7 protein-coding genes and 1 pseudogene are annotated in these 11786 nt (G+C 65.3%); all 8 read left to right on the plus strand.

From position 1 onward, the window contains the following. Nucleotides 1–2 precede the first annotated feature (2 nt). The 8 genes and pseudogenes from VIG90_RS19875 (at nucleotide 3) to lpdA (ending at nucleotide 11783) form a co-directional block, all read left to right on the plus strand. Nucleotides 3–155 carry a TetR/AcrR family transcriptional regulator C-terminal domain-containing protein gene (locus VIG90_RS19875; RefSeq protein ID WP_414695496.1) on the plus strand — a complete coding sequence of 51 codons (153 nt, stop codon included), beginning with the start codon at nucleotides 3–5 and terminating at the stop codon, nucleotides 153–155. A gap of 86 nt (nucleotides 156–241) precedes the next feature. After that, nucleotides 242–2317, plus strand: coding sequence for a tetratricopeptide repeat protein (locus VIG90_RS11620; RefSeq protein WP_331593684.1), 2076 nt, complete (start codon nucleotides 242–244; stop codon nucleotides 2315–2317). Nucleotides 2318–2490: 173 nt separating this feature from the next. Then, nucleotides 2491–3450, plus strand: a pseudogene (mdh, locus tag VIG90_RS11625) (malate dehydrogenase); the annotation flags it as partial. A 131-nt stretch (nucleotides 3451–3581) separates the two neighbouring features. Then, nucleotides 3582–4781 (plus strand): ADP-forming succinate--CoA ligase subunit beta, encoded by a 1200-nt coding sequence (gene sucC, locus VIG90_RS11630; RefSeq protein WP_331593685.1) that lies wholly within the window; start codon nucleotides 3582–3584, stop codon nucleotides 4779–4781. A gap of 2 nt (nucleotides 4782–4783) precedes the next feature. Then, nucleotides 4784–5659, plus strand: coding sequence for a succinate--CoA ligase subunit alpha (sucD, locus tag VIG90_RS11635; protein WP_331593686.1), 876 nt, complete (start codon nucleotides 4784–4786; stop codon nucleotides 5657–5659). Nucleotides 5660–5817: 158 nt separating this feature from the next. Beyond that, entirely contained in the window at nucleotides 5818–8757 is a 2940-nt protein-coding gene (locus VIG90_RS11640) for a 2-oxoglutarate dehydrogenase E1 component (RefSeq protein ID WP_331593687.1), read from the plus strand. 24 nt (nucleotides 8758–8781) lie between these two features. Continuing rightward, complete coding sequence (gene odhB, locus VIG90_RS11645) at nucleotides 8782–10056, plus strand: 2-oxoglutarate dehydrogenase complex dihydrolipoyllysine-residue succinyltransferase (protein ID WP_331593688.1); 1275 nt, start codon at nucleotides 8782–8784, stop codon at nucleotides 10054–10056. Between the two features lie 305 nt (nucleotides 10057–10361). Continuing rightward, on the plus strand, nucleotides 10362–11783 hold the full coding sequence (lpdA, locus tag VIG90_RS11650) for a dihydrolipoyl dehydrogenase (RefSeq protein WP_331593689.1): 1422 nt from the start codon (nucleotides 10362–10364) through the stop codon (nucleotides 11781–11783). Nucleotides 11784–11786: the final 3 nt, after the last annotated feature.

Raw genomic sequence — 11786 nt, forward strand, 5'->3', positions numbered from 1 at the left:
ATCTGGCCGCCGAGCATTTAATGGGCATGATCAAGGGTAGTTACTTCATGAAGGTAATGCTTCATGGAACAGGTGCGATTGACCATGAAGGACACGAGAAACGCATTCGGGCTGCGGTCAGCACCTTCTTGCGCGCCTACGGCCGCAGCCGCTAAATGGCGGAGTATATTCAGGCGCAGTTGCCGGCGAGCCGGTGCCTGCGCGGCCCTGTTCTCCGGGGCGGCACTTTGAGGAGCCTGGCGTGGGCGCCATCTCGACCGAGCAGGCCTATCGGCAATACATGATCCGGGCGACCCTGTCCGAGGGTCAGGGACGTCTGGGCGAAGCCATCGAAGCGCTGAGCATCGCCGCGGCGCTGGAGGAAAAGCGGCCGGAGGCCTGGCACCATCTGGCCCGGCTGCTGGCGCTGGACCCGGCCCGCGCCGAGGAAGCCGCCGCCGCCAAGGCCCGTGCCGACGCGTTGCGCCGGAACAGTCCGCCGCCCTCCGGCGGCTCAGGAGCTGCTCAATCCGAAGACCTGCCGCACCTGCCGCCGCCCGCGCTGGGGCCGACCATGGCCGACGAGCACGCCGAGGCGAGCTGGCTGGAGCGCAGCGGCCGGTTCATGGACGCCTGCGCCGTGTGGGAGCGGATCATCGCCGCCGACCCCAACGACGTGGATGCGTGGGTTAACCTTGGCCGCATCCTCGCCGACCATCTGGGGCGGGAGGAGGACGCGGAGGCGGTGCTGCGCCGCGCGGTGTCCATCGACGACCAGAACGAGACGGCCTGGGCTTATCTTGGCCGGGTGATCCACGACCGCGACGGTGATCTGGACGAGGCCGAGGATGCGCTGGAACAGGCGCTGGCGCTGGACTGGAACTACGCCACCGCCTGGGCCTGGAAGGCGCGGGTGCTGCACTCCGAAGGCGAGCGGCTGGCAGAGGCGGAGGAGGGCTACCGCCGCGCCATCGAGCTGAGCCGGAGCTATCCGTGGTGCTGGGCGCAGCTCGGCCTGCTCTATCAGGAAGACCTTGGGCGTTTCCGCGACGCGGAGGCGGCCTACCGGCGGGCGATCGAGGAAAATCCGGGCTACGCCTGGGCCTGGGGCCAGCTGGGCCAGCTGCTGGGGCAGGAGCTGAAGCGCCCGGCCGAGGCCGAGGAGGCGCTGCGGCAGGCGCTCGCGCTCGACCCGGAGGACGACTGGGACTGGGCGCAGCTGGGCGAGTTGCTCTCCCACCAGCCGGGCCGGGAGGAGGAGGCGGACGAGGCCTTCCGCCACGCCATCGAGTACGCGCCGGACTATGCGTGGGCGCTGGCGCACTACGGCCGTTTCCTTGCCGATTCGATGGACGAGCCGGAAGAGGCGGAGACCATGCTGCTGCGCGCGCTGGCCGAGCGGGGCGACTACTGGTGGGCGGTGGGCCAGCTGGCCCACGTGCGGCACCTGCGCCTTGAAAAGCCGGAGGAGGCGGAGGAGGGCTATCGCCTCCTGCTGGAAGCCGAGCCGGAGAACGCCTGGGCCTGGGCGCAGCTGGGGCATCTGCTGGGCTTCAAGCGCGGCCGGCCGCTGGAAGCGGCGGCGGCGCTGGAAAACGCGGTGCGCATCAACCCGAACTACGAGTGGGCCTGGGCGCATCTGGGACAGATCTGTCACGAGCTGCTTGGGCGGCCCTCCGAGGCGGAGGCGGCCTATCGGCGGGCGACCGAACTGGCACCGCAGGAGGCGTGGAACTGGAGCCAGCTCGGTGCGCTGATTGCCCAGACAGACCTGGCGCGGGCCGAAGAGGCCGAATCGGCGTTTCAGGAAGCTCTGCGCCTGAAGCCGGAGTACCGGTGGGTGTGGAGCGAGCTGGGGCGCCTGCTGGCGCAGCTGCCCGGCCGCGAGGCGGAGGCGGTGGCCGCCTTCCGTCGGGCGCTGGAGCTGGACCCGGACCATGCCTGGACCTGGGCGCAGCTGGGAATGGTTTTCTACCCGCGCCTGAACCAGCCGGAGTCCGCCGAGCTGGCATACCGGGAAGCGGCGGCGCGCGAGCCGGGCACGGCTTGGCTGTGGGTGCGGCTGGCGGAGGTTCTGTCGGACGGCCTCGGCAAGGACGACGAGGCGGTGGTGGCGTTGCGACGAGCGGTGGAGCTTGCCCCGGACGACCATGTGGCCTGGCACCAGCTCGGCACCGTTCTGGAGACCAAGTTGCAGCATCAGGACGCTGCGCGGGAAGCCTATGAGCGCGCCTTCACGCTGAATCCGGACTGCCCGACGATCAAGGGCGATCTGGAGCGGCTGAACGGCCAGCCGGCGAGGCAGGGCGAGGCTTCGGGCACCCCTCACAACGTCTAGGGCAAAGGCACGGTTTGCCTCCCCACACTATTGTTAAGTTTTGTACGTGAGGGGGTGTCAAACTTGCTACGTGCCCTTGCGACTATTGGATTTTCGGTCTATTGCCACGGCCGTTTGGGCATTCGTTTCGTTTGCCCTGGCCTGTTTGATTGACAGCCACGTTAGGGGCTCTGATGGCACGCAAAAAAATTGCGCTGATTGGCAGCGGGATGATCGGCGGCACGCTTGCGCACCTGATCGGCCTGAAGGAACTGGGCGACGTCGTCATGTTCGACATCGCCGAGGGCCTGCCGCAGGGCAAGTCGCTGGACATTGCGGAATCCGCGCCGGTTGACGGCTTCGATTCCCGCCTTGTCGGTGCCAATGATTACAAGGCGATCAAGGGCGCGGACGTGTGCATCGTGACGGCCGGCGTGCCGCGCAAGCCGGGCATGAGCCGGGATGATCTGCTGGGCATCAACCTGAAGGTCATGAAGTCCGTGGGCGAGGGCATCCGCCGCTACGCCCCGAAGGCGTTCGTGATCTGCATCACCAATCCCCTGGATGCGATGGTGTGGGCACTGCGCGAGTTCTCAGGCCTGCCGCACCACATGGTGGTGGGCATGGCCGGCGTGCTCGACTCGGCCCGCTTCCGTTATTTCCTGTCCGAGGAATTCAACGTCTCCGTTGAAGACGTGACGGCATTCGTTCTGGGCGGACACGGCGATACGATGGTGCCGCTGACCCGCTATTCGACCGTTGCCGGTATTCCGGTTCCCGATCTGGTCAAGATGGGCTGGACCACGCAGCAGAGGCTGGACCAGATCGTCCAGCGGACGCGCGATGGCGGCGCAGAGATCGTCGGGCTCCTGAAGACCGGCTCGGCCTACTACGCTCCAGCGGCTTCTGCCGTTCAGATGGCCGAGAGCTATCTGAAGGACAAGAAGCGGCTGCTTCCGTGCGCTGCTTACATCAACGGCCAGTACGGTCTCGACGACATTTATGTCGGCGTGCCCGTCATCATTGGTGAAGGTGGCGTTGAGCGTATTGTCGAGATCGATCTGAAGGCGGCTGAACGCAAGATGTTCACCAACTCGGTCAACGCTGTGCGTGGCCTGGTTGATGCCTGCAAGCAGATCGATCCTTCTCTGGCCGGTGTCGTTGCGACCAAGACTTCCAAGGCTAAGGTTGAAGCGAAGACAGGCCGTGCGTCCAAGGCCGCTTCGGAGGCTCCGGTGGAGGCTCCGAAGAAGCGTGGTCGCCCCAAGAAGAAAGCGTAATAACAATGAACATTCATGAGTATCAGGCAAAGGAACTGCTCGCCAAGTTTGGCGTGCCCGTTCCGGCTGGTTTTGCCGCTTTCACTGCTGATGAAGCAGCCGCTGCCGCTGAGAAGCTGCCGGGGCCGATCTACGTCGTTAAGGCGCAGATCCACGCCGGTGGTCGCGGCAAGGGCAAGTTCGTGGGCGCTGCCCCGGACGCCAAGGGCGGTGTGCGTCTGGCCAAGTCGATCGACGAGGTTCGCCAGCACGCTTCGGAGATGCTGGGTCAGACCCTGGTGACCATCCAGACCGGCCCGGCCGGCAAGGAAGTGGGCCGCGTCTACATCACCGACGGTGTGGACATCGCCAAGGAACTGTACCTCTCCATGCTGGTGGACCGCGCGACGGGACACATCGCCGTGATCGCCTCGACCGAAGGCGGCATGGACATCGAAGAGGTGGCCGAGCACTCCCCGGAGAAGATCATCACCGTCGACATCGACCCGGTGATGGGCATGTCGGGCTTCCATGCCCGCAAGGTGGCCTTCGCTCTGGGCCTGACCGGCGACCTGTTCAAGCAGGGCGTGGACGTCGTGACCAAGCTGTACAACGCTTTCGTCGCGACCGACTGCTCGATGCTCGAGATCAACCCGCTGGTGATCACCGTCGACAACCAGATCAAGGTTCTGGACGCCAAGGTATCGTTCGACAGCAACGCCCTATACCGTCACCCGGACATCGTTGAGCTGCGCGACATCACCGAGGAAGACCAGAAGGAAGTGGAAGCTTCCAAGTTCGACCTGTCGTACATCGCTCTGGACGGCAACATCGGCTGCATGGTCAACGGCGCAGGCCTGGCCATGGCGACGATGGACATCATCAAGCTCTCCGGCGGCGAACCGGCCAACTTCCTCGACGTTGGCGGCGGCGCTTCCAAGGAGAAGGTGACGGCGGCGTTCAAGATCATTCTGTCCGACCCGCAGGTGAAGGGCATTCTGGTCAACATCTTCGGCGGCATCATGCGTTGCGACATCATCGCCGAAGGCGTGGTGGCCGCTGCTCGCGAAGTCAGCCTGTCGGTTCCGCTGGTGGTGCGCCTCGAGGGCACCAACGTGGATCTGGGCAAGCAGATCATGCGTGACTCGGGTCTGCCGATCATCCCGGCAGACGATCTGGGCGATGCAGCCCGGAAGATCGTGGATGCAGTAGAGAAGGCGGCGTAACCATGGCAATTCTGATCAACAAAGACACCAAGGTCATCTGCCAGGGTTTCACCGGCAAGCAGGGCACCTTCCACTCCGAGGCGGCGATCGCCTACGGCACCAAGATGGTCGGCGGCACCGCACCGGGCAAGGGTGGCACCACCCACCTGGGCCTGCCGGTGTTCAACACCGTGGCCGAAGCTCGTGAAGTCACCGGCGCCGACGCGACCGTGATCTACGTGCCGCCCGCAGGCGCGGCCGATGCCATCCTCGAAGCGATTGACGCCGAGATCCCCCTCGCCGTCTGCATCACCGAGGGCATCCCCGTGCTGGACATGGTGCGCGTGAAGCGCGCCCTGCAGGGCTCCAAGACCCGCCTGATCGGTCCGAACTGCCCGGGTCTGCTGACCCCGGGCGAGTGCAAGATCGGCATCATGCCGGGCAACATCTTCAGCAAGGGCAAGGTCGGCGTCGTGTCCCGCTCGGGCACCCTGACCTACGAAGCCGTGTTCCAGACCACCGCAGTGGGCCTGGGCCAGTCGACCGCGGTCGGCATCGGCGGCGACCCGGTCAACGGCACCAACTTCGTTGACGTGCTGGAAATGTTCCTGGAGGACCCGGAAACCGAGTCCATCATCATGATCGGCGAAATCGGCGGCGACGCCGAGGAGCAGGGCGCTGAACTGCTGAAGCGCTCGAAGATCAAGAAGCCGACCGTCGGTTTCATCGCTGGCCGCACGGCGCCTCCGGGCCGCCGCATGGGCCACGCCGGTGCAATCGTCTCCGGCGGCAAGGGCAAGGCGGAAGACAAGATCGAGGCCATGCGTTCTGCTGGTGTCGTTGTCGCCGACAGCCCGTCCGCTCTGGGCACCACCCTTCTCGAGGTGCTTAAGGGCTAATTAATCGTGTTCCGGCACTGATGGGGGGAGTCAGTCCGGAACACACCAGGCTTTGGCCGTCCGCGATGCGCCTGTCGGTCGCGGACGGCCTAGGTTTAACGATAGGCTCGTTTTGGCACGCCGGATGTACGCGTGCCGGACTAAGGAGCAGAGTCGCAATGGGTATCGAAGGCGATCTTCCCCAAGGCATCGAAGGTGCCAGCGCTGCCTTCATTGAAGCGTTGTATGAAAAGTATGCGGCCGACCCCAATTCCGTCGACCCCAGCTGGCAGCGCTACTTCGCCGGTCTGGAACTGGCGGCAGGCAGCATCAAGGCCACCCCTTCGTGGCAACGCAGCAACTGGCCGCTGCAGCCCAATGACTCGCTGACGCAGGCGCTCGACCCGACCCAGATGCAGCTTGAGCCGAAGCCGGCCAAGGGCAAGGGTAAGGAAGCCGCTCCAGCCGCCGCCGCGCCGGCCGCTGGCGTTTCCGCCGAGGACATCCGCCGCGCCGCGCAGGACACGCTCCAGGCATTCACCTTCATCCGGACCTACCGCGTGCGTGGCCACCTGGCCGCCAAGCTCGACCCGCTGGGCCTCGAGAAGCGCGAGGAGCATCCGGAACTGGAGCCGGCCTACCACGGCTTCACCCCGGCCGACATGGACCGCCAGATCTACATCGGCGGCCTGCTCGGCTTCCAGACGGCCTCGATCCGCCAGATCCAGGAAACCCTGTGCCGTAATTACTGCGGCAGCATCGCTGTCGAGTACATGCATATCAACGACATCGAAGAGCGTCGTTGGCTGCAGGAGCGCATCGAGGGTCCGGAAAAGGACGTCTATTTCACCAAGGAAGGCAAGCTTGCCATCCTGAACAAGCTGATCGAGGGCGAGAGCTTCGAGAAGTTCCTGGCGCGCAAGTACGTCGGCACCAAGCGCTTCGGCCTTGACGGCGGCGAAGCCATGATCCCGGCGCTGGAAGCCGTGATCAAGGTGGGCGGCGCGCTCGGCATCGAAGAGATCATCATCGGCATGCCGCACCGTGGTCGCCTGAACGTGCTGACCAACGTGATGCAGAAGCCGTTCCGCCAGCTGTTCCACGAATTCGCCGGCGGCTCCTCGCAGCCGGATGAAGTGGGCGGCTCGGGCGACGTGAAGTACCACCTCGGCACCTCCACCGACCGTGGCTTCGACGGCAACATGGTACACATGTCGCTGACGCCGAACCCGTCTCACCTGGAAACCGTCAACCCGGTGGTGCTGGGCCGCGTGCGCGCCAAGCAGACCCAGCGGGGCGACGTGAACCGCACCAAGGTGCTGCCGCTGCTGCTGCACGGCGACGCCGCGTTTGCGGGCCAGGGCGTGGTGGCCGAGTGCTTCGCCATGTCCGGCGTGCCGGGCTACAACACCGGCGGTACGCTGCACTTCATCGTGAACAACCAGGTGGGCTTCACCACCTCGCCGAAGTTCGCCCGTTCCTCGCCGTATCCGTCCGACGTGGCGAAGATGGTGCAGGCGCCGATCTTCCACGTGAATGGCGACGATCCGGAAGCCGTGGTGTGGGCGACCAAGCTGGCGACCGAATACCGTCAGACGTTCAAGCGCGACGTGGTCGTGGACATGTGGTGCTACCGCCGCTTCGGCCACAACGAGGCCGACGAGCCGGGCTTCACCCAGCCGCGCATGTACGCCGCCATCAAGAGCCACACCTTCGTGTCGTCGCGCTACGCCGAGAAGCTGCAGCAGCAGGGCGTGGTGACCGCCGAGCAGGTGAAGGCGATGGAAGACGCCTACGTCTCCCGCCTGGAAGACGAGTTCGAGGCCGCCAAGGGCTACAAGCCGAACAAGGCTGACTGGTTCGAGGGCCGCTGGCAGGGCCTGCACCGCCCGGTCGAGGGCGTCGAGAGCCGCCGTTCGGCAGACACCGGCGTTGCCGCCGACGTTCTGGCCGAAGTCGGCAAGGCGATGACCCAGTGGCCGGAGAGCTTCAACATCCACCGGACGCTGGAGCGCGTGATCAAGGCCCGCGCTCAGGCGCTGGAGACCGGCGAGGGCATCGACTGGGCGACCGGCGAACAGCTGGCCTTCGGCACGCTGCTGAAGGAAGGCTTCGGCGTGCGCCTGTCCGGTCAGGACGTGGGGCGCGGCACCTTCTCGCACCGCCATGCGGTGTTCATCGATCAGAAGACCGAAGAGAAGTACCTGCCGCTGATGCAGATCAGCCAGAACTACGAAGTGTATGAATCCGTGCTCTCCGAGTACGGCGTCATGGGCTACGAGTATGGTTTCTCGCTGGCGGAACCCAACTGGCTGACCCTGTGGGAAGCCCAGTTCGGCGACTTCGCCAACGGTGCGCAGATCATCATCGACCAGTATCTGTCGTCTTCGGAAGTGAAGTGGCTGCGCGCCAGCGGCCTCGTGCTGCTGCTGCCGCACGGCTACGAGGGCCAGGGTCCGGAGCACTCCTCCGCCCGTCTGGAGCGCTACCTCCAACTCTGCGCCGAGGACAACATGCAGGTTGCGAACTGCACCACCCCGGCCAACTACTTCCACATCCTGCGCCGCCAGCTGCACCGCGCCTTCCGCAAGCCGCTGGTGATGATGACGCCGAAGTCGCTTCTGCGTCACAAGAAGGCGGTCTCGCGGATCGAGGACTTCCTGGAAGGTCAGGAATTCCGCCGCGTGCTGCGCGACGATGCGGAGCTGGGTCGCAACTCCGAGCTGACGCTGCGCGCTGACGAGCAGATCACCCGCCTCGTGCTCTGCACGGGCAAGGTGTACTACGACCTGCTCGACGAGCGCGATCGCCGCGGTCAGGACGACACCTACCTGCTGCGCGTCGAGCAGCTCTACCCGTTCCCGGCAGACGCCATCGCCAAGATGGTTGCGCGCTTCCCGAACCTCCAGACCGTGGTCTGGTGCCAGGAAGAGCCGAAGAACATGGGTGCCTGGAGCTTCATCAATCCGCTGATCGAGGAAGTTCTGGTTGAGTGCGGGACACAGCCGACCCGTCCGGTCTATGCCGGTCGTGCGCCGGCGGCCGCGACCGCGACCGGCTTTGCGAAACGTCACGCCGAGGAACAGGCCCGCCTGGTGGCCGATGCCCTCGACGCTTAAATTTGGTATAGGAGCGAGTACATCATGGCCACGGACGTCAAGATCCCGGCGCTCGGCGAATCCATCACTGAGGCGACGATTGCCGAATGGCTGAAGAAGCCCGGCGACTACGTGAACCAGGACGAACCCCTGGCGAGCCTTGAAACCGACAAGGTGGCAGTGGAACTTCCGGCCCCGGTTGCCGGTGTTCTGACCGCCATTTCGCAGGAAGCGGGTGCAACCGTCGAAGTGGGCGCGATCGTCGCCCAGATCGACGAAACCGCAACGGCAGGCGCAGGCGCTGCGGCTCCGGCTCCGGCCGCTGCCCCGGCAGCCGCTGCTCCGGCTGCCGCTCCGGCCCCGAAGGCTGAAGCGGCTCCGGCTCCGGCCCAGACCTCCGCTCCGGCTGCTGCTCCGGCGGCCGAGCTGGTGGCGATGGCCCCGGCTGTTCGCAAGATCGTCGAGGACTACAACCTCGACCCGGCGTCGATCTCCGGCACCGGCAAGGACGGCCGTCTGACCAAGGAAGACGTGCTGAAGGCGATCGAGAACGGCACCGCCCGCCAGCGCGCTGCTGCCGGCGCTGCCCCGGCCGCTGCCGCCGCTGCTCCGGCTGCTGACCGCGCTGAAGAGCGCGTGAAGATGAGCCGCATGCGCCAGACCATCGCGCGTCGCCTGAAGGAATCGCAGAACACCGCTGCGATGCTGACCACCTTCAACGACGTGGACATGTCTGCCGTCATCGAGGCGCGGGCCAAGTACAAGGACCTGTTCGAGAAGAAGCACAACATCCGTCTGGGCTTCATGGGCTTCTTCGTGAAGGCCGTGACGCTTGCACTCAAGGAAGTGCCGGCGGTGAACGCTTCGATCGAGGGCGACGAGCTGGTGTTCCGCAACTACGCCGACGTGGGCGTGGCTGTGTCCGCACCCAACGGCCTCGTCGTGCCGATCCTGCGCAGCGCCGACAAGATGTCGTTCGCTGATGTGGAGACCACCATTGCAGACTTCGGCAAGCGCTCGAAGTCCGGCCAGCTGAAGCTGGACGAAATGCAGGGCGGCACCTTCACCATCACCAACGGCGGCGTGTTCGGCTCGATGCTCTCGACTCCGATCCTCTCCCCGCCGCAGGCCGGTATTCTCGGCATGCACCGCATCGAGGAGCGCCCGGTCGTTCGCGACGGTCAGATCGTCATCCGCCCGATGATGTACCTGGCGCTGTCCTACGACCACCGCATCATCGACGGCCGCGAGGCCGTGACCTTCCTGGTGCGCGTGAAGGAAGCGATCGAGGATCCGACCCGTCTGCTGCTGGACATGTAAGCCAGCCAGACCCGAAGGGTTTGCAGGAGCGGCTCCGGTTTCGACCGGGGCCGCTTTTGTTTTGGACTGTCCTGGAGCGTATCCGGCGCGTTCAGGGCACGGGGGCGGGCAAAGCCGGTTTGCCCGCCGTGCCGGATGGAGTAGAAGCAGGGGGATTCAGCCGAGTCTCCGATGGACGGGCATCGGGTCATTGGCTTGTCGTAGTTGATCTGGCATTGAACCATAACCGCCTTTTCTGAGGCGGGCCGGTCGGTTAAGACCGCACCTGGTCCCGGCGTTTCCAGCGGGTGAGCGAGGAAGATAACATGGCGTATGACTTTGACGTGGTGGTAATTGGCGCAGGTCCGGGCGGCTATGTGGCCGCGATTCGCGCTGCACAGAACGGCCTGAAGGTGGCCTGCATCGAGAAGCGCGAAACGCTGGGCGGCACCTGCCTGAACGTGGGCTGCATTCCGTCAAAGGCGCTGCTGCACGCTTCCGAGAAGTACGAGGAAGTGGCCGGTGATCATCTGAAGGCCTACGGCATCTCCGTGAAGGGCGCGAAGTTCGACCTCGAAGACATGCTGAAGGAAAAGGGCTCGACCGTCGAGGCCCTGACCGGCGGTATCGCCTACCTGTTCAAGAAGAACAAGGTGGAGTGGATCAAGGGCTACGGCCGCTATCAGGACGCGCACACCATCGTGGTGGAAGCCGCCGACGGCACCAAGCGCACCGTGACCACCAAGCATTCCATCATCGCCACCGGCTCTGACGTGATCAGCCTGCCGGGCGTGGAGATCGACGGCGAAGTCGTCATCAGCTCGACCGAAGCGCTGGACCTGCCGAAGGTGCCGGAGCACATGGTCGTCATCGGCGGCGGCGTGATCGGCCTGGAGCTGGGCTCGGTGTGGCGTCGCCTCGGCGCGAAGGTGACCGTGGTCGAGTATCTGGATCGTCTGCTGCCGACCATGGACGGTGAAGTCTCCAAGGAATGCGGCAAGATCTTCGCCAAGCAGGGCATGGCCATCAAGACCTCGACCAAGGTGGTCGGCGTTGAGGTAGACAACAAGGGCAAGAAGCGCGGCGCTGTCGTGCGCGTGGAGCCCGCCAAGGGCGGCGACGTGGAAGAGATCGCCTGCGACGTGGTGCTGATGTCGATCGGCCGCCGTCCGTTCGTTGACGGCCTCGGCCTCGACAAGGTGGGCGTGCAGCTCGACGAGCGCGGCCGCGTGAAGGTGAACCACGACTTCTCGACCAACGTGCCGGGCATCTACGCCATCGGCGACGCCATCCCGGGGCCGATGCTGGCTCACAAGGCCGAGGACGAGGGCGTGGCCTGCGCCGACAACCTGGCCGGCCTCAACGGCATCGTGAACCACGAGGTCATTCCGTCGGTCGTGTACACCATGCCGGAAGTGGCCTCGGTGGGTAAGACCGAGGAAGAGCTGAAGGCCGCCGGCGTGAAGTACAAGGCGGGCAAGTTCCCGTTCATGGCCAACAGCCGCGCCAAGGCCAACCGCGACACGCTGGGCTTCGTGAAGGTGCTGGCCGATGCCGCGACCGACCGCGTGCTGGGTGTGCACATCGTGGGCTCGCTGGCGGGCACCATGATCGCACAGGCCGCGCAGGCGATGGAATTCGGCGCTTCGTCCGAAGACATCGCGCTGACCTGCCACGCGCACCCGACCCACGCGGAAGCGCTGAAGGAAGCGGCCATGGCCGCCCACGGCAAGCCGATCCACATCTAAGAC

The sequence above is a fragment of the Pedomonas sp. genome, from assembly GCF_036515995.1.
Lineage (GTDB): Bacteria > Pseudomonadota > Alphaproteobacteria > Sphingomonadales > Sphingomonadaceae > Pedomonas.

Bases quoted from the DNA above. Each gene is read 5' to 3' on its own strand.
- lpdA (WP_331593689.1), top strand. From the start codon at position 10,362: ATGGCGTATGACTTTGACGTGGTGGTAATTGGCGCAGGTCCGGGCGGC.
- odhB (WP_331593688.1), top strand. From the start codon at position 8,782: ATGGCCACGGACGTCAAGATCCCGGCGCTCGGCGAATCCATCACTGAG.
- sucC (WP_331593685.1), top strand. From the start codon at position 3,582: ATGAACATTCATGAGTATCAGGCAAAGGAACTGCTCGCCAAGTTTGGC.
- VIG90_RS11640 (WP_331593687.1), top strand. From the start codon at position 5,818: ATGGGTATCGAAGGCGATCTTCCCCAAGGCATCGAAGGTGCCAGCGCT.
- sucD (WP_331593686.1), top strand. From the start codon at position 4,784: ATGGCAATTCTGATCAACAAAGACACCAAGGTCATCTGCCAGGGTTTC.